The sequence below is a fragment of the Enterococcus malodoratus genome (assembly GCF_027659535.1).
In the GTDB taxonomy this organism is placed as follows: Bacteria; Bacillota; Bacilli; order Lactobacillales; family Enterococcaceae; genus Enterococcus_A; species Enterococcus_A malodoratus.
In genome coordinates this window covers 82,760-102,511 of sequence record NZ_JAQDPG010000008.1, presented here as the reverse complement: position 1 = coordinate 102,511, position 19,752 = coordinate 82,760, and the positions used below count along the sequence as shown (strand labels likewise).

Below are 19,752 nucleotides of genomic sequence, written 5' to 3'. Positions count from 1 at the left end.
AAGACTGATAATATTGGTCTTTCCATTTTTTTGTATAGATTTTTCTGGACCTTCCAAAAATCTTCATATTTTTATGGTATAAATCGTGATTAAAGGGTAGGATTGAAATTATTATTTTTTAAGTTTCCATTATATAAGATTAATTGTTTTTAGCTGCGGTTGAACAGATGCCCAATTTATGAGAAAATGAAACGTAAAAAATCGTTGATAGAGGTGTACTATGAGTCGTTGGAAAAAGATTGTCGTAGGATTGCTAGTCCTACTGAATTTGTTTATAGGTGGAATAACCTACTACGCTGTTCAAGTGACGAATGATGCGAGTAAGATGGTCGATAACATTCGCCAGACAGTTAAACGAACAAGTTTGAAACGAGATAGCGGAGACAAGCCTAACATCGACAACGCAGAACCTTTTTCAATTTTGCTTGCCGGAATTGATACAGGAGACCTTGGCCGTTCGGATCAAGGCCGTTCTGATAGTATGATGGTCGTTACCATCAATCCGAAGCAAAAAAAATCAACGATTGTCAGCCTCGACCGAGATATTCTTACTAAGATCGTCGGATATGGTTCTAACGATAAATTGAATCACGCGTATGCTTTTGGCGGCGTGAAGATGTCGATGGACACGATTGAAACACTGCTGGACATTCCTTTGGATCATTATGTCTCGATCAATATGCGCGGATTAAAGGATTTGATTGATGCCGTTGGTGGGATCGAAGTTAATAATAAGATTGACTTTACTTTAGATGGTATTCACGTAGAAAAAGGAAAGCAGACGTTAAACGGAGAAAAAGGTTTGGCTTATGCTCGGATGCGCTATGAAGATCCAGAAGGTGATGTTGGCCGGCAAAAACGGCAACGTGAAGTAGTAACAAAGATTCTACGCAAGGCGATGTCTATTAACGGTGTAGGAAATTACAAGAAAATTTTAAAAGCTGTCGAAAAGAATATGAAGACAGATTTAACCTGGGACGACATGATGGATATCGGAACCAATTATCTGCCGGCTTTCGATACGATCAAACAAAAGCAATTAGTTGGTAAGAGCCAAATGATTGACGAAGTTTACTATCAGATTTTAGGGACAAATGAATTATTATCTATCCAAAATACTTTGAAGAAACAACTGGGAATCACCACGGCGGAAACATTGCCTAATTTGAAGGAAACTGATGCAAACAGTCTGTTTTACGATGACTCTGATGGCAAGGCTAGCGATGACACTAGTCAATTTGCCCCTGGGTATGATAGTGCCGACAATTATGATAATAGTGGCGCATATGGGAACTCATCAACTGCCGGTGATGGCACACAGCAATACGATGATACGACTCAAAATAATCAAGGTTACACTGATCCAAATTATGTCGATCCGAATCAAGGCGGGTACGGCGGAGCGACAGATCCCAATGCGGAGCAGCAAAATACGTATGGACAACCGGCAACCGGTTATTAAATGAAAAAGGCGTGACCATTTTTGGTCACGCCTTTTAGCTACTTACGGGTTAGTTTTACGACGACTTCACAGCGAGCAGTCTGTGGAAACATATCAACAGATTGCAAATAGTCGATCGTATAGATTTTCGTGAGGCTAACAAGATCACGCGCTAAGGTAGAAACGTTACAAGAAATATAGACCATTTGCGGACTAGGTGATTCTTGGATCGCTTTTAGCAGCTTATTATCTAATCCTGTTCGTGGAGGATCGACTACGATTGCATCAGGTGCAAATCCTTCGCTCAACCATTTAGGCAATAAGCTCTCAGCCGTTCCAACTTCGTAATGGGTATTGGTCAGGTTCATCGCTTTGGCGTTTGCTTTCGCATCGTCGATTGCCTGTGGGATGATATCCATTCCTCGAACTTCTTTAGCTTGTTTGGCCAGTGAAAGACCGATTGTTCCGACACCGCAATAGGCATCCACCACTGTTTTAGGAGTCGTTAAGTCTAAGGCTTGAATGGCTTCTTGGTAAAGCACCTTGGTTTGTTGCGGATTTAATTGGAAAAAGGCTCTCGGAGAAAGTTCAAAGCTTACTTCATTGATTTTCTCATTGATAGCATTTTTGCCCCAAAGATGAATCGTTTCATCGCCCATGATGACCGAAGTCTTTTTGTCTTGAACATTTTGCATAATGGAAACGACCTCTGGCAAGCGATTGGTGATTTCACGGATCAAGGCATTTCCTTGCGGCAATTTTTTTGTTTTAGTAATCAAAACTAACTGGACCTCGCCGGTTTCGATTCCAATACGAACCATCAGGGTGCGTACGATACCGGAATTGCTACGCTCGTCATAAATTGGTGTATCGTATTTTGTTAGCAAATTCGTTACGGTATTAATGACTTTTTGAGTAGTAGGCTCTTGAACAAGGCAGTCTTTGATAGGCACCAATTGATGGGACTCCGCTTGATAAAGCCCGGCTTCTACTTGTTGGGTCTTTTTATTTTTGCGTAATTGGAATTGCGCCTTGTTGCGATAATGCCAGGGTTCATCCATGCCAAGCGTGTCTCTCAGTTCAAATTTTTGATAGCCATCAGGTTTATATTTTTCCAATGCCTGCCGCAATAAATCTTTTTTGAAGTCCAGTTGTTTGCTATACGCGAGGTGCTGTAATTGGCAGCCTCCGCATTCTTCATAAACAGGACAAGGGGGCGTGATTCGATCGGGACTTTTCTTCGTAATTTTAACTAGGACCGCTTCCGCAAAACGCGGAGTAGCTTTGGTGATTTTTGCGACGACCGTTTCATTGGGAAGAGCGCCAGTGACGAAGATGATTAAGCGTTTATAATAAGCGATACCCTCGCCATTAATGCCGAGAAGTTTTATTTTTAACGTTAACGTTTGATTTGGTTTAAGTTGAACAGCCATGGGTGGCTCCTTTCACATTTTTAGAAAGTAATGGGATATATGTAAAATCAAGTGATTTTCGTACGCGTATCATTTTAGCATATTTTTAGCGATCAGTCGGTTTTCTATGATAGAATTAATCTTTGCGAGGAGGGGTTAACATGTTGACGGTAGTAAAGATCAGCCAAGGGCGCGGCCCTTATTATCAAGTAGAATTCTCCAATGGTGATAAGCTGCGGCTGTCGGAAGATACAGTTGTGCGTCATCGTTTGCTCAAAGGCCAAGAGTTGGATGAAAAAACGCTGGATGAAATCAAACAGGAAAGCAAGGAAGATTTAGGATTTCAGCTGGCTCTAAATTATTTAAGTTATCAATTACGAACGGAGAAAGAAATTCGTACCTATTTGAAAGACAAGGAAATCGAAGGATCGGATCGGCAAAAAATCGTTGCTCGTCTGAAAGAAATGAACCTGGTAAATGATCTTGTTTACGGTGAAAGCTATGTACGCACACAGATGCGTTTAGGGGACAAAGGCCCTCGAGTCTTACAACAGAAATTGAAACAAAAAGGGTTGAAGGATGAGGATATTCAGCAGGCTCTTTATCTATATGAGGCGGAGGAACAGTTTCAAGTCGCTTTGCATACGGCTCAAAAAGCGTTAAGGAAGTTTCATCACAGCAGTCAGCGAGAAGTACAGCAGAAAATTCAACAGCTTTTAATGACTAAAGGTTTTAATAGCGATACGAGTAAAAATGTCTTAGCTGAGATTGATTTTTCTGATATTCAAGAGCAGGAAAGCGATGCGCTGACATTGCAAGGAGACAAATTATGGCGCAAAAACCAGCGATTTGAACCTGCCAAACGTAAACAAAAGGTCAAGCAAAGTTTGTATCAGAAAGGTTTCCAATTTGATCAGATCGATGCCTTTATTCGCGGAAAAGAGGCAGAGGATGAGTAAGGGGTGGGAACATTGGTCGGAACAAGAAGTAAATGCATTTCAAACAGATTTTCTCACATGGTATCAGCAGGAAAAAAGAAATCTGCCTTGGCGCTATAATCAAGATCCTTATCGAATTTGGATCTCAGAAATCATGCTGCAGCAAACACGCGTTGATACGGTGATCGACTATTTCTATCGCTTCATGGAAGAATTTCCCACGATTCAGAATTTAGCTGATGCACCTGAAGATAAATTACTGAAAGTCTGGGAAGGTTTAGGTTACTATTCGCGTGCGCGGAATCTACAAGCGGCCGCGAAGCAGATCGTGACAGAATTTGGTGGGAAATTTCCGACAACTGTAGAGCAAATCCGTTCTTTAAAGGGGATCGGACCTTATACAGCCGGCGCCATCAGCAGTATCGCATTTGAAATTCCCGAACCGGCAATCGACGGCAATATGATGCGCGTAGTCAGCCGATTATTTTGCATCGAGGCTGATATCGCCAAAGCTAGCAGTCGTAATGAGTTTGATGAAGCGATGCGAAGGATTATCAGCCAAGATCAGCCGGGCGATTTCAATCAAGCGATGATGGATCTGGGATCAAGTATTTGTACGCCGACAAATCCGCAATGCGAAATTTGTCCAATTCAGAAGTATTGTCAAGCTTATCGTGAAAATCGCCAAACGGCTTTTCCAATTAAATCGAAAAAACAAAAACCCAAAGATGTTTATTATATCGCAGGGGTTATTGAAAATAAGCAGCAAGAAATCCTTCTTCAGCAACGAGCTGAAAGCGGTCTGTTAGCGAAGATGTGGCTGTTTCCATTAGAAGAAGTCACTGAAGTGCATTTCAACGAGTTGAAAAATCAGTACGATCCTGCAGCGTGGGATTTGTTTTCCAGTACGCAAGTAGCCGAAGACAGTCCTGATTTTTTTACAGAAGAAGCGATCGTGTGGCAGAAAAAAGTGCTTGGAGAGGTCAAACATGTTTTCAGTCATCTACGCTGGCACATCCTTGTTTTCTACGGCCGGAGTGCCGCACCGTTAACGCTCAAAGGGGATTGGGTTAAGCCAGCTGAATTTCCGAAGTATGTTTTTCCAAAACCACAACAAAAAATGTTGGAAGTTTTTGAAAATAATCTAGCAGACGACAAAGATTAGTAGGCAATCTTAAATTTTATTGCTATAATAATTCTGATGTCGGTGTGATAACACCCAAACAAATGCGAAAGTCATTTTCGCTGAGGGAAGGGTAGCTATGGGAGTTCCAAAAGAAGGAGAGTTTGTAACGATCAAAAGTTACAAGCACGACGGCAGTTTGCATCGAACGTGGCGTGATACCATGGTATTAAAAACAAGCGAGTGTTCACTGATCGGCTTGAATGACCACACATTGGTCACAGAATCGGATGGCAGAAGATGGGTCACTCGCGAACCAGCGATCGTTTATTTTCATCAAAAATACTGGTTCAACATAATAGCAATGATTCGAGAGAAGGGAGTTTCTTATTATTGTAATCTAGCATCACCTTATGTATTAGATGACGAGGCACTAAAGTACATTGATTATGATTTGGATGTCAAGGTTTTTCCGGATGGCGAAAAACGCCTATTGGACGTAGATGAATATGAAGCCCATAGTCAACAGATGCATTATTCCAAAGAAATTGATTATATCCTCAAGGAAAATGTCAAGATCTTAGTGGACTGGATTAACAATGAGAAGGGGCCTTTTTCCCAAGGCTATATTGATATCTGGTATGATCGTTACAAGCAATTGTCGCGAAAGTAGAAAGAAAAGGCCATACCCAATAAAATGGTATGGCCTTTTTTGATAGTTCGAGTTAAAAACTGCAATTGTTGACCATTAAGAAGTTACATACTACGAATATCTCATTACAATACTCAGGATAATTTACAAGATATCGATGGTAATAGAAATTTTAGTATCAGTTTTCAAATGACTGTTTTCATTGAACCACACCAACACCTAATCCTTTTACTTATCTAAATGTCTCAATTTTAACATGCCCATTGGTTTTTGCGTATTTCTTTGTTAAACTAGAAAGCAGAATATTTTAAATTTAGGAGAGTACATTTTGAAACATTTAAAAAGAAGTAAAATTACAGGTCTCAGTTTAAGAAATAGTAAGAAAAAGGGCATTATTCTTTGTTTAGTTATCTCATTTGTTCTAGTACTTATCCCAATAGTATTTACCCCTGTTTCAAGCGATGACTTTATTTATATAACAAGGAATCCGACATGGTCCAATTTAGCTTGGCGTTATATGAATTGGTCGGGACGAATTGTTGCAGATGCAGCTTCATTAATAATGCTACAACTTCCTCCGATAATTTATAATTTTTTTAAAGCAACTATTTGGGTAGGATTGATTACACTAATTGCTCAACTCCCCTCGATTTTAAATAAAGAATATAAATGGGAATTCAAAAATTTTGTGATTATATTTCTTCTTTATTGGATTGCTAATCCTAATTTAGGACAAACGTCATTTTGGACAGTTGGGTATTCGAATTATCTTCTTACTAACTTCTTTATAGTTGCATATTTTTCTTTAATTTTCTTTTTAAAAGGAGAAAACTTAAAATTCTGGCATATTCTCTCAATCTCAATTCTGGGACTATTAGCAGGAAATTCTAACGAAAATACCTCTATAGTTGTTGTATTACTAACACTAGTATTTATATTGTTAGAAAAACAGAAAAAGGTTTTTCTAATTGGCTTACCTTTTACACTTATCGGAACATTGAGTTTACTTCTTTCGCCAGGACAGAATGAACGGCTTCAATATCCAGCTTTTCAGGTTCCTCGTGAGCAATCACTGTTTCATAGACTTTGGAATTTTTTCTCATCACCTTGGTTTATAGATACATTTAAAAGCTTCTCATGGATTTTTGTAACCTTCATTTTTATTGGATTTATTTATTTTTTTAAGCGTCAGTATCCCAAAAAGCAAAATATAGTTTATAGTTTAGTATTCTTTTTTTCTGCAATTGTTGCTAATGCTGCATTTGGTGGTTCATATGTTTTTCCGGTAGCATTGCGTTCGTTGAATGGAGCTCTGGTACTATTTTTGATTTCGATTTCATTCTTTTTAAAAGATCTGTCATATTTTAAAAGTTCATTGTTTAAAAATGAGGTCTTTTATCTTATTCTACTCCTATGCATTCCTTTTACTTTTAGCTATTTCTATGCAACTAAAAGTGTTGTTTCATTACGAGGGCAATTTCAAGTGAGACAGGAAGCTATTCTCTATGGAAAAAAGCATAACCAAAAGAGTATTCATATCCCAAACTATTACGTTGGAAAGTTGTATACTCCTTCTGATAGCATAGATTTGTATCAGGGGAATCTTGGTGATTACTATGATGTTAATGCATCTGTTGGAATTATTCCTTTTAATAAAGATTTTAGTTTTGACTATAGTAATAAAAAATTAGTTAATGCTGAGCAGATTCCATTGGACGAATATTTTGGTACGAAGGTTCATTTAAAAGCATTAAATATTTTTCCAGATGATCGTAGTCCTAATAGTTATAGTATTAACTTAACTTTTGACAACAGTCTATTAAAGGATTACTCGGCGGATGATTCAATATTGTTCATTCATGTTAACTGGAAAAGAGAATCCCAACAAAGTATAACATTGCTTAATGCAGACACCTCGTTAAATAATCAACTTTCGGTTGATGGAAAATATATTTTTTCTTCTCCAATAGGAAATGTTCGACCTCAGGATATAGTGAGTGTTGATATTGGTATCTATAATACGAAAACAAAAACCAATTCTGTACAGACTACGGTCGACATGAGCAAGAAATAGTTTTAGTATTTTTACAAAAAAGACTTGGAAAACACTTATTATGTATATAATAAGTGTTTACTCAAGTCTTTTTTTTTAAGATATAGGATTAGATGGTTTTCTTATACACTTAATACATATAGTTTCTTACAACACTTTCTTCATATGCACATGATCAATTCCTGCATCTTGAAATACTTCGCCATAGAAAATGTAACCTAGTTTTTGATAAAATTTTTCTGCGGTTAATTGTGCTCCAAGCTCGATTTTTTTGAATTGCTGTTGTTTAGCAAACAGTTCTGCTTCTGCGATGATTTCTGCACCAAGGTTATTTCCGCGGTAATCTTTTAATACCGCCATGCGTTGCAATTTGAATGTCTGGTCATCTAGCGGTAATAAGCGCACAGTAGCTGCCGGCTTCTGATCATCCGTATAAAGAACGAAATGAACGGAATAGGCTTCATTTTCGTCGATTTCTAAATTAGCAGGAACGCCTTGCTCCTGAACAAAAACTTTTTGCCGGATTCGAACCGCATCTAGATATATCTCGCTCATCGTATCCTTAGTGATTAAAATTTTCATAATGACACCTTCCTCAAGGGGATTTTTCTCCACATGATGTATACTATAAACTAAATCTAAAAAAAGGAGTAGATGGATGTTTGAAAAAATAAAAAATTCAAAATTAATGTTTTGGTCAGTCGAAATTTTGATCATTGCTACATTGATTTTGGTTTCATCAAAAATTGATTTTGTCTTTCAACCGATTGGAACATTCTTTACCACGTTATTTGCGCCAATCTTGATTGCCGGCTTTTTGTATTATTTATTAAATCCTTTGGTAAATCTATTGATGAAGATGGGCGTTAAGCGATTGTTTGCGATTCTGCTGATTTTTGTCTTGCTGATCGGAATTATCGTGTTGATCTTTATGAGTGTTATTCCTAATCTAGTTGAGCAGCTGGTTTCTCTGGCCAAAAATATTCCTGGGTTCATTAGCAATATGCAGGACTGGCTGCAGCAGGCTGCGGATAATGCGACACGTTTTCCGCTTTTCAAAGAATTGGATGTTGATAAATATATCAATAATCTGGATGTTTCAGCAGGAAGCATTTTACAAAAATCATTAGCTGGGGTAACGAATGGTTTGGGTTCTGTGATAGGCAAGATTACCACGGTGGTCTTATTATTAATTACAGTGCCTTTTATCCTGTTTTATATGTTGAAAGACGGGGACAAACTGGTTCCCAATGTTGAGCGGCTGTTTCCTGAGAAACAGCGGGATAATATTAAGGGACTCTTGAAACAGCTGAATAAGACGTTATCGGATTATATCAGCGGTCAAGCGATCGAATGTTTATTCGTCGGAACATTTACTTTTTTAGGTTACTTGCTGATTGGGGTCGACTACGCCTTCTTATTTGGAGTAATCGCTGGATTGACGAATCTAATTCCTTACTTAGGGCCGTATTTAGGTCTGGCACCCGCATTGGTGTACACCTTTTTCGATTCGCCGTATAAAGCCTTATTATGTATCGTAATTGTATTAATCGTTCAGCAAGTCGATGGGAATGTGATCTATCCAAACGTAATTGGTAAATCATTGAACATCCACCCATTAACGATCATTTTGATTTTACTAGTGGCAGGAAATCTTGCTGGGATACTGGGCGTATTTTTAGGTGTACCAGTTTATGCCATTTTGCGTACGGTGATTGTTTTCATAGTGAAAATAGTTAAGCAAAGCAATCAAGAAGAGCGAGAGCAGGAGTTCTTAAGTTAGACAGCTTCTTTATCATTCGGAAATGATTGCATAAAAACAAGTGATGTGATACGATTTTATCGTGGCCTTTGTGCCACTTTTTTTACACTTTAAATTAAGGAGCGAATGCAATTATGAATGCTGACCCCGATAGTCAGTCGTTATTCTTACAATTGGGTTTATTAGTAATTTTAACGTTAATCAACGGATTTTTGGCTGCGGCTGAAATTGCGGTGGTGTCGGTTAATAAAAACCGAGTAGAACAAAAGGCAGAAGAAGGAAACCTGAAATCACAAAAATTATTAGCGGTCATCCAAAACCCGAATAATTTCTTGTCTACCATTCAAGTAGGGATTACTTTAGTCAACATTTTGTCAGGGGCATCCTTGGCTGATAGTCTATCTGCTCGTTTAGCACCATTATTAGGTGGAAGTACGATTGCACGAACGGCTGCGGCTGCGATCGTCATGATTTTATTGACCTATGTTTCGATTGTATTTGGAGAATTATATCCCAAACGGATTGCCATGACCAAGACCGAAGAAGTAGCGCAATTTACTTCCGGTGTGGTACGTAAAATAGGAGTAATCACAAAACCATTCGTCTGGTTGTTGACCGCTTCTACGAATTTATTGGCAAAAATCACGCCAATGACCTTCGATGATGAAGATACAAAAATGACCCGTGACGAAATGCGTTATATGTTAGAAACTGAAGGCGTATTGGATAACGACGAGATCGAAATGCTGCAGGGTGTTTTTTCATTAGACACAAAGGTAGCACGTGAAGTAATGGTTCCTCGAACCGATTCTTTCATGATCGATATCAATGATCCGGTATTAGAAAGTATTGATGAAATCTTAAATGAAAGCTATTCAAGAATTCCCGTATACGATGAAGACAAGGATAAAGTTGTTGGAATATTGCATACGAAGACATTGTTAAAAGCTGCACGTCATTTTGGTTTCGAAAATGTTGAATTGCGTAAAATTTTGCAAGAACCATTATTCGTACCAGAAACGATTTTTATTGATGACTTACTATATGAATTGAAGAAAACCCAAAACCAAATGTCGATTCTGCTTGATGAATACGGCGGTATGGTAGGGCTCGTTACGTTAGAAGACCTATTAGAAGAAATCGTTGGAGAGATCGACGATGAATCTGATGAGGTTGAGAAGCTTTATGAAAAAGTCGGTGACAATGAATACTTAATCAACGGAAAAATGTTGATTGAAGATTTTAATGAAGAATTCGACTTAAACTTGCACATGAGCGATGTCGATACGATGGCCGGCTACTTAATTACTGCTTTAGGAACGATTCCTGATGAGGGAGAGAAACTTTCCTTTGATGTGGATGATTTAACGTTGATTTCTGAAGAAATGGAAGGCTCTCGTGTTTTAACGCTGCGTGCAATTTTTCATCCAGACGAACATGAAGACGCTGAACCTGAAGAAGGTCGCCGTTTATTCACCAAAGACTTTGAAGATGATGAACCTCGTCGTTAAGAATTTTTAGAAAACATTCTGCTTTGCAGGGTGTTTTCTTTTTGTCAGCTGCCTATTTATTTTACAGTTTAGTCTGATTGGAAAATGATGAACAGCCAGACTCGTTAATTTTTACATAATGAATCATGATAACTTGTGCTTTTGCGAATAAAATATTCGGGCGAATTAATGAGATGAACCACTCCAAATGAGCAGTAGTAAAAAGAGTCAGTGCAAGAGCGATTCAACTTTCCAACCAAGTAAAATCCATGCTATACTGATTGGGTTGAAATTTTAAAGATATTAGATAATGAATGGAGCAATAGAATGAATAATCCTGATTTAAAACAACAAGTCGACAGCCGCCGTACTTTTGCCATTATTTCCCATCCGGATGCCGGTAAAACAACGATTACTGAGCAATTATTACTTTTCGGCGGAGCGATTCGCCAAGCCGGAACTGTAAAAGGGAAAAAGACAGGGAACTTTGCGAAGTCTGACTGGATGGATATTGAAAAACAACGTGGTATCTCAGTAACGAGTTCTGTGATGCAGTTTGATTTTGACGATAAACGAGTAAATATTTTGGATACACCCGGACATGAGGATTTCTCTGAAGATACTTATCGAACCTTGATGGCCGTTGATAGTGCAGTGATGGTTATCGATAGCGCGAAGGGGATCGAGGCACAAACAAAGAAGCTTTTCCAGGTTGTTAAACGCCGGGGCATTCCGATCTTTACCTTCATCAACAAATTAGACCGTGATGGCCGGGAGCCATTAGAATTGCTGGAAGAACTGGAAGACTTATTGGATATCGAATCGTATCCAATGAATTGGCCAATCGGCATGGGTAAAGGGTTAGAAGGTTTGTATGATATTGACAATGAACGGATTGAGTTTTATCGCCCAGAGCAATATGAAGGCGAACGATTTGTAAAATTGACTAACGGTGAGATCGCAGGTGACCACCCATTAAAAGAAAAGTCGATTTATGAAGATGTTTTAGGAGAGGTAGAATTAGTTCGTGAGGCTGGCGATCAATTCGATCTCGAAAAAATTGAACGTGGTGACCAAACGCCGGTCTTCTTTGGTTCAGCGTTAACAAACTTTGGAGTGGAGACATTTTTAGAGCGGTTTGTCGATTTAGCACCAAAACCACATGCTCATAAAACCGAAACTGGAGAAGCAGTTTCTCCATACGAAGAAGAATTCTCAGGCTTTGTTTTCAAAATCCAAGCCAACATGAATCCGAACCATCGTGACCGTATTGCTTTCGTACGTATCTGTTCAGGAACTTTTGAACGTGGAATGGATGTTATGCTTGGCCGTACTGGCAAAAAGATGAAGTTGAGCAATGTGACTCAATTTATGGCGGATGCACGGGAAAATGTTGAAGAAGCAGTTGCGGGAGATATCATTGGCGTTTACGATACAGGAAACTATCAAATCGGTGATACTCTGTATGAAGGGAAATTGAAAGTCGCTTACGAAGAGCTGCCGTCATTTACCCCAGAATTATTTATGAAGGTCACTGCTAAGAACGTGATGAAACAGAAATCCTTCCATAAAGGAATCTATCAATTGGTTCAAGAGGGCGCAATCCAATTGTACAAGACATACTTAACGGATGAATATATTATCGGTGCTGTCGGGCAGCTGCAGTTTGAAGTTTTCCAACACCGGATGCTGAATGAATACAATGCTGAAGTTGTGATGACTCCAATGGGGAATAAAATTGCTCGCTGGATTGATCCAGAACAATTAGATGAACGAATGAGCTCAAGCCGCAATATTTTGGCTAAGGATCGTTTTGACCAGCCGCTGTTCCTTTTCGAAAATCAATTTGCGATGCGCTGGTTCGCGGACAAGTATCCTGAAGTAGAACTAAAGAGCTTGATGTAAAATGTTAAGAAAGGGAACTTTGATGCAGAGACTAAAAAGTGACACAGCAAGTATTTTAAAAAAGATCAAGCGGCCAAGTAGTTTAATTTTACTAGCTATAGTGATCGTTTTGACCGTGTTTCGTTTAGTATTGAGCGCGAAGGCCCCTTATTTCACCAACTTATATGCTGGTTATGATGACCAATTGTTCATTCATTACAGCGAAGAAATGCTAAAGGGAAATTGGTTAGGGGAGTATTCAACGAAAGCTCTATCTAAAGGAATTTCCTACTCGCTATTTATGGTGTGGGCTAATAAATTACATCTGTCGTACGGAATCCTTTTAGGAATTTTCAACATAGTGGCTAGTTCAGTTGCGGCAATCGTACTTCGGCCGCTAGTTAATAATCGATGGATGCTAACTTTTATTTATACATTCTTTTTATACTCGCCAGTAGCTTTGACGAGTGAATATAGTACACGTATTTATCGAAATACTCTTGTCGTTCCGGCAGTATTATTAGTAATTGGTTGTCTGGTAGGATTGTATTTTAGAAGAAATGGCCGGCTCAAGCCATTTCTTCTATGGAGTTTTGGATTGACAATAATTTTTCCTTTTTACTGGTACATACGCGAAGATTCTTTGTGGCTTTTACCGCTAATGATTGTCGGTCTGTTGGTAATTGCGGGTTCGGTTATTTTTGAAAATGATCCAGAATTTAAACTGAAAACTCTTCGTGCTTCCATCAAAAAATTCTATTTTACGAAGAAACAGTTAATAAAGCTGATCATGTGTCTTCTGCCATTCTTAATGCTTATTTCATCGACTAAGGTTTTGCAGAAGCTCAATAAAGAGCATTATGGCATTTCGCTAGTCAACGATCGAACTGGTGGAGCTTTTGGCGATGTTTCGAAACAATTGATTCGAATGGATGACGGGACAGAAATAAACCAAACCAATAGTAAAGTTTGGGTTTCAAAAAGGTCTTTGGAGAAAGCGGAGGCTGTTTCGCCAACGCTTAAATCAATTGCGAAAAATATCGATTGGATTTATCATGGCAGTCCTTGGAGCGGTGGCGAGGATATTGCTGGTGATATTATTTTTTGGGCGTTAAGGGACGCCGCGGCACAAGCGGGTTACTACAAAGATGCAGAGCAGACAGAAGCGTTTTGGCGAAAGGTTGATTCAGAATTATCGACAGCTTATAAAAATGGCAAGCTGAAGAAAAAGAATGAAATTTATCTGACTGCCACTGGTGATGGAAAATTAAGAAAAGATTTGCCGCTTGTCGGTGAATTTATGAAAAGCGGATTTGACTATAATATTTTTTATAAAAATTATGGTCAAGGGACAGACAGAACACTGGGACCTAAAGAAGATATAACAAGAGCAGAGAATTTGCTAAGGCATTCATTCTCCGAAAATTGGCGAGATGTGAATGTTGCTCAATCTAAACCAGTCGAACCCACTAGAACTGCGAGGGTGTCTAATCACATCATTACAGTCTATCAAAAGCTAACACCAATTTGGATTGTTTTTTGTGGGATAGGCTTTTTAATTATCTTAATTGGCAGTCTTTTTTCAAAAAAGCAGTTAAAAATGTTTCGAGGAATGTTGCTGATTTTGTTTGGATTGATGTTATCTTATTTAATCTTTTTGATTGGGGTGTCGTGGTTTTGTTCATGGGCACCAGAACGAAAAGAACTTTTTATGATGATCTATACTGGGGCAGGGGTGCCGGTCATTCAGTGGATAGAAGTTCTTGCTTTTGTTGGAATTCTCCAACTGCCTATTATTGCAAAAAAAATAAATAAAAAAAATAGTTGAAGCATTTCGCTTCAACTATTTTTTTGTTATCGACATTTCAATCAGACCAGGAGATTCAAGATAAGAAATATTTGCGAAATCATACGTACCCTCATCTAGTTTACGTTTAAAGTATTTATGTACAAAGTCAATCTCTGAGGGCATAATGTTTCGATTATCGTTTTTTAATACGATTTCTGCATGCTTATAAGCATCAGTATATATTACGGTAGTATTGCCGATCGTATAAACCTTTATCATGTTAGCATCAGTGTTCTCTAGCTGATTATAAACCATTTGTGAATGACTATTAGTCACATTGATAAGTTTCATCCCGAAACACCTTCTTCCTAAAACCTTACTTCATAGTGTAATTATATAAGAAAGATTAGGAAAAAAGAAGGATGTTGCTCATTTTAATTAGAAAATTTAGATAATTTGGCGAAAGGAAAAGGCCCCTCGAAAGAAACGAGGGGCCTAAATTATTATTTTTTCGATTCTTTGACCAAACGCTCAGGTTTTGACGTGATAACGATGTGATCTTCTTTATCAAGTTTTGCCTTCAGATCTGTAATTGCGGGATGATCTAGATAGAATTCAGCGATTCCATCTTCAATGGTTTCTTGGATCGTCCGACGAAGCGGGCGAGCGCCCATTGCAGGATCATAACCTAAATCAACTAGTTTTTCTTTTACGTTGTCTGGAACATCAATATGAAGTTTTTGAGAGGCTAACATTTCGTTAACGTCATCCAACATCAAGGATACGATATTCATTAAGTTCTCTTTCGATAATTGACTGAATTCGATAATTCCGTCAAAACGATTTAAGAACTCTGGCGCAAAGAAATCTTTTAATTGACCTAAGACAGAACGAGTGACACCGTCTCTTGCGGCACCAAAACCAACGTTGGCTTCAATTTTACCAGTTCCAGCGTTACTGGTCATGATAATGATCGTGTCTTTGAAGCTGACTGTCCGTCCTTGTGAATCTGTTAGACGGCCATCATCAAGGATTTGCAGGAACATGTGAAGCACATCTGGATGAGCCTTCTCGATTTCATCCAATAAAATCAAGCTGTATGGATGACGACGAACTTGTTCCGTTAATTGGCCAGCTTCTTCATAACCAACATAACCTGGAGGTGAACCGATCAATTTTGAGACACTGTGTTTTTCCATATATTCACTCATATCGAAACGAATCATGGATTCACTTGAGCCAAATAATTCTTCAGCTAGTTGACGAGCCAACTCTGTTTTACCAACTCCTGTTGGTCCTACGAATAGGAATGAACCGATTGGACGATTTTTCTTATTCAAACCGACCCGGTTACGACGAATCGACTTCGCAACTTTATCAACGGCCTCATCTTGACCGATAACATGTTTCTTCAAATCAACTGCAAGATTTTTCAATTGTGTTTGTTCTTTTTCTTTCAACTCGCCGACAGGGATACCAGTCCGTTTTTCAACGATCTTTTCCATATCCTTTTCGGTAATGACGGGTGTTTCTTCATCCGTTAATTGACGGTCCTTCATTTTTTGCAGCTTATTGATTTGATCGCGATAGTAGGCAGCTTTTTCAAAATCTTCTTCTTGAGAAGCTTGTGATTTTTGCTGTTCAGCCTCTGCTAATTTTTTGTCGATCGTTTTTGGATCAACAATTTGAATCGTCAAGTTTTTCTTCGAACCTGTTTCATCTAATAAATCGATGGCCTTATCAGGTAAGAAGCGATCTTGGATGTAACGATTTGAAAGTTCGGCCGCAGCTTTGATTGCATCATCGGTGTATTTCACATGATGATAGTCTTCATAACGAGGTTGCAAGCCTTTCAAAATCTCAATCGTTTCTTGAACAGAAGGTTCTTCGACCCGGACAGGCTGCATCCGACGTTCTAAAGCCGCATCTTTTTCAATGATTCGATATTCATTAAGTGTTGTAGCACCGACCATTTGTAGCTCACCACGAGCCAATGCTGGTTTTAGAATGTTACCAGCGTCCATGTTGCCATCTCCAGCAGCACCGGCACCGACGATTTCATGAACTTCATCAATGAAAAGAATAATGTTTTCTGATTGACGAATCTCTTCGATCAGTTTTTGCATCCGTTCTTCGAATTGACCTCGGATTCCGGTTCCTTGAACCAGAGAAGCGACATCTAATCGAATAACTTCCTTGTCCATCAATTTTTGCGGTACATCGCCATCAACGATTTTTTGAGATAAACCTTCAACAACAGCTGTTTTACCAACACCAGGTTCACCAATAAGAACTGGATTGTTTTTTGTTCTACGATTTAAAATTTCGATGACGCGTTGAATTTCATCATCGCGCCCAACAACTGGGTCGATATTTCCTTCGCGAGCTAAACCAGTAATATTGATACCATATTCATCTAATAAACCGCCACCGCCATTTCCGCGAGGGGGTTGATTATTCATACCATTTCCACCGCCGAATTGAGTCGGTGGCGTTTGATCTGCAGCGCCTTGTCGTTGTTGCATTTGTTGTGACATTGAACGGAACAAATCGTCTAAACTTCCAAAACCAAAAGGATCATTTCCTGCCATTTGTGGCGCACCTCCAGCTTGATTCTTTAATTTTTGATAGCAACTTTGACAATAATCTAGTTGCTTTCGTTGACCATTAACGTTTGCATATAAATGAATCGTTGCTTCATTTTCATGACAATTTTGGCAAAGCATCTTTTTCACCCTTTCAATAGTTAATTGTTTCTTCCATTGTACATCGAGTAAGCGAATCTCGTAAAAAGATACGCTGGTCAAATGTTTGACTATCACTGACCTTAAAATTATTATAGCGAGAATTCTGATAAAAGCAAACAGTTTGTTTCACTTTTTAGCAATCAACCTTTTCGAGTGCTAAAAAGAACATTTTGTGAGTGTCAGCGACAGTTGTTGTTATGGAATAAAAATGAAAACGGAAGAAATAAGGAAGTTTAACGATCAAACCAGATATTTTAAGAAAGGGCATACATTTCGCTGGAATAAATCGATTAAAATTGTTGTATCCACTGCGAAAAAATGGTAATCTAAGGAAATGAAGGGCTCAAAATGATGGTTGTTATCATTAAAGCCCTAACATAAAAAAACATTTTTTTTATAAAGGAGAACGGTCAATATGGAAAAAAAAGATTTTCACGTAGTAGCAGAAACGGGGATTCATGCACGTCCCGCAACTTTATTAGTGCAAGCTGCAAGCAAATTTAACTCTGATATTAACTTAGAGTATAAAGGAAAATCAGTTAACCTTAAATCAATCATGGGAGTTATGTCTCTAGGTGTTGGCCAAGGTTCTGACGTTACTATCTCTGCTGAAGGTGCTGACGAAAAAGAAGCAATGGAAGCAATCGTAGAAACAATGAAAAAGGAAGGATTATCTGAATAATGGTTGAATTACTAAAAGGTATTGCCGCAAGTGACGGGGTTGCCGTTGCGAAAGCTTATCTGCTAGTACAACCGGATTTATCTTTCAAACAAAATACTGTAGAAGATACTGCTGCCGAAGAAAAGCGTTTAGACGACGCTTTGGCGGCTTCTTCTGCTGAATTAGAAAAAATTCGGGATAAAGCAGCAAAAAGCTTAGGTGAAGAAGAAGCACAAGTTTTTGATGCTCATTTAATGGTTCTTTCAGATCCAGAAATGATTGGTCAAATCAAACAACATATACAAGATAATAAAGTGAACGCTGAAAGCTCACTTAAAGAAGTAACAGATATGTATATCGGCATGTTCGAGGCAATGGATGATAACGCTTATATGCAAGAACGTGCAGCGGATATTCGCGACGTTACTAAGCGTGTAATGGCGCACTTGCTAGGCGTATCTTTACCAGACCCATCAATGATCGATGAAGAAGTTGTGGTTGTGGCGCATGACTTGACTCCAAGTGATACTGCACAATTAGATAAAAACTTCGTTAAGGCCTTTGTTACTGATATTGGTGGACGCACGTCTCACTCAGCAATTATGGCTCGTTCATTAGAAATTCCAGCAATCGTTGGTACAAAAGAAATCACTTCTAAAGCTAAAGAAGGCGATTTTCTTGCAGTTAACGGGATGACTGGTGAAACAATCGTAAACCCAACTGACGAACAAGCGGCTGATTTCAAAAAAGCCGGCGAAGCATATGCGGCGCAAAAAGCAGAATGGGAAAAATTGAAAAATGCTGAAACAGTGACAGCTGATGGCAAGCATTTTGAATTAGCAGCAAATATTGGAACACCTAAGGATCTTGAAGGCGTTCATAACAATGGAGCTGAAGCGATTGGTTTATATCGTACGGAATTCTTATACATGGACTCTTCAGATTTCCCAACAGAAGACGATCAATTTGAAGCTTATAAAGCCGTTTTAGAAGGCATGGGCGACAAACCTGTCGTTGTTCGTACAATGGATATCGGCGGAGACAAAGAATTACCTTACTTAACTTTACCTCATGAAATGAACCCATTCTTGGGATACCGTGCATTGCGTATCAGCTTATCTGAACTAGGTGACGATATGTTCCGTACACAATTACGTGCGTTATTACGTGCTTCTGTATACGGAAATCTACGCATCATGTTCCCGATGGTTGCAACCTTAAAAGAGTTCCGCGCAGCGAAGACTTTGTTCAACGAAGAGAAAGAAAAGCTTGTTAACGAAGGCGTGAAAGTTTCTGACACAATTCAAGTCGGAATCATGATCGAAATTCCTGCAGCAGCTGTTTTAGCGGACAAGTTTGCTAAAGAAGTTGACTTCTTTAGTATCGGAACAAACGATTTGATCCAATACACAATGGCAGCTGACCGTATGAACGAACGTGTTTCATACCTTTACCAACCATATAACCCATCAATCTTGCGTTTGATTAAAAATGTGATTGATGCAGCGCACGCTGAAGGCAAATGGGCTGGCATGTGCGGCGAAATGGCCGGCGATCAAACTGCGGTTCCATTGTTAATGGGTATGGGATTAGATGAGTTCTCTATGAGCGCAACATCTATTCTTAGAACTCGTAGCTTAATGAAACGTCTAACAACGACTGACATGGCCGAATTGGCTGATAAAGCGTTGAAAGAATGCGACACGATGGAAGAAGTCGAAGAGCTAGTTAAGCAATACGTTAAATAAAGCCTAACATCAAGACCATTGTCTATTTTTAGACAATGGTCTTTTTTTGTTA

General features: G+C 38.8%; 15 protein-coding genes. 11 read left to right on the top strand and 4 right to left on the bottom strand.

Annotated elements, in window-relative coordinates; translation table 11 throughout:
• Nucleotides 1-220: 220 nt before the first annotated feature.
• Complete coding sequence (locus PGP85_RS13945) at nt 221-1,462, top strand: LCP family glycopolymer transferase (protein WP_090402104.1); 1,242 nt, start codon at nt 221-223, stop codon at nt 1,460-1,462.
• A gap of 38 nt (nt 1,463-1,500) precedes the next feature.
• Here PGP85_RS13945 and rlmD read toward each other — a convergent pair whose 3' ends face one another.
• Entirely contained in the window at nt 1,501-2,874 is a 1,374-nt protein-coding gene (rlmD, locus tag PGP85_RS13940) for a 23S rRNA (uracil(1939)-C(5))-methyltransferase RlmD (protein ID WP_270328085.1), read from the bottom strand.
• A 140-nt stretch (nt 2,875-3,014) separates the two neighbouring features.
• Here rlmD and recX point away from each other — a divergent pair, with 140 nt between their 5' ends.
• The 4 genes from recX to PGP85_RS13920 all read left to right on the top strand — a co-directional run bounded on the left by recX (nt 3,015) and on the right by PGP85_RS13920 (nt 7,640).
• Nucleotides 3,015-3,812 carry a recombination regulator RecX gene (gene recX / locus PGP85_RS13935; RefSeq protein WP_090402108.1) on the top strand — a complete coding sequence of 266 codons (798 nt, stop codon included), beginning with the start codon at nt 3,015-3,017 and terminating at the stop codon, nt 3,810-3,812.
• Nucleotides 3,805-4,956 carry an A/G-specific adenine glycosylase gene (mutY, locus tag PGP85_RS13930; protein WP_270328080.1) on the top strand — a complete coding sequence of 384 codons (1,152 nt, stop codon included), beginning with the start codon at nt 3,805-3,807 and terminating at the stop codon, nt 4,954-4,956. The genes recX and mutY overlap by 8 nt, the downstream gene beginning before the upstream one ends.
• A 97-nt stretch (nt 4,957-5,053) precedes the next feature.
• Nucleotides 5,054-5,587: a nucleoside tri-diphosphate phosphatase gene (ntdP, locus tag PGP85_RS13925; protein ID WP_010740416.1), complete on the top strand. Its 534-nt coding sequence runs from the start codon at nt 5,054-5,056 to the stop codon at nt 5,585-5,587.
• Between the two features lie 307 nt (nt 5,588-5,894).
• The gene (locus tag PGP85_RS13920) at nt 5,895-7,640 is read left to right on the top strand and encodes a DUF6056 family protein (RefSeq protein WP_270328078.1); all 1,746 of its coding nucleotides are present in this window, start codon (nt 5,895-5,897) and stop codon (nt 7,638-7,640) included.
• 126 nt (nt 7,641-7,766) lie between these two features.
• Here the strand turns inward: PGP85_RS13920 and PGP85_RS13915 are convergent, their stop codons facing one another.
• Nucleotides 7,767-8,201, bottom strand: a complete 435-nt coding sequence (locus PGP85_RS13915) for a GNAT family N-acetyltransferase (protein ID WP_270328076.1) — start codon at nt 8,199-8,201, stop codon at nt 7,767-7,769.
• A 76-nt stretch (nt 8,202-8,277) separates the two neighbouring features.
• Here PGP85_RS13915 and PGP85_RS13910 point away from each other — a divergent pair, with 76 nt between their 5' ends.
• From PGP85_RS13910 to PGP85_RS13895, 4 genes are all read left to right on the top strand, one after another.
• The gene (locus tag PGP85_RS13910) at nt 8,278-9,402 is read left to right on the top strand and encodes an AI-2E family transporter (protein ID WP_010740414.1); all 1,125 of its coding nucleotides are present in this window, start codon (nt 8,278-8,280) and stop codon (nt 9,400-9,402) included.
• A gap of 113 nt (nt 9,403-9,515) precedes the next feature.
• Entirely contained in the window at nt 9,516-10,892 is a 1,377-nt protein-coding gene (locus tag PGP85_RS13905) for a hemolysin family protein (RefSeq protein WP_090402114.1), read from the top strand.
• A gap of 306 nt (nt 10,893-11,198) precedes the next feature.
• A complete protein-coding gene (locus tag PGP85_RS13900) occupies nt 11,199-12,776 on the top strand; it encodes a peptide chain release factor 3 (RefSeq protein WP_270328075.1) in 1,578 nt (525 codons plus the stop codon).
• 22 nt (nt 12,777-12,798) lie between these two features.
• Nucleotides 12,799-14,583: a hypothetical protein gene (locus PGP85_RS13895; protein ID WP_270328074.1), complete on the top strand. Its 1,785-nt coding sequence runs from the start codon at nt 12,799-12,801 to the stop codon at nt 14,581-14,583.
• A gap of 15 nt (nt 14,584-14,598) precedes the next feature.
• Here the strand turns inward: PGP85_RS13895 and PGP85_RS13890 are convergent, their stop codons facing one another.
• A complete protein-coding gene (locus tag PGP85_RS13890; RefSeq protein WP_010740410.1) occupies nt 14,599-14,895 on the bottom strand; it encodes a DUF1827 family protein in 297 nt (98 codons plus the stop codon).
• Nucleotides 14,896-15,047: 152 nt separating this feature from the next.
• The gene (locus PGP85_RS13885) at nt 15,048-17,270 is read right to left on the bottom strand and encodes an ATP-dependent Clp protease ATP-binding subunit (RefSeq protein ID WP_090402119.1); all 2,223 of its coding nucleotides are present in this window, start codon (nt 17,268-17,270) and stop codon (nt 15,048-15,050) included.
• A 436-nt stretch (nt 17,271-17,706) separates the two neighbouring features.
• Between PGP85_RS13885 and PGP85_RS13880 the strand changes: the two genes are divergently transcribed.
• Nucleotides 17,707-17,973 (top strand): phosphocarrier protein HPr, encoded by a 267-nt coding sequence (locus tag PGP85_RS13880; protein ID WP_010740408.1) that lies wholly within the window; start codon nt 17,707-17,709, stop codon nt 17,971-17,973.
• Nucleotides 17,973-19,700 carry a phosphoenolpyruvate--protein phosphotransferase gene (gene ptsP, locus PGP85_RS13875; protein ID WP_010740407.1) on the top strand — a complete coding sequence of 576 codons (1,728 nt, stop codon included), beginning with the start codon at nt 17,973-17,975 and terminating at the stop codon, nt 19,698-19,700. The genes PGP85_RS13880 and ptsP overlap by 1 nt, the downstream gene beginning before the upstream one ends.
• The last annotated feature ends 52 nt before the right edge of the window (nt 19,701-19,752 follow it).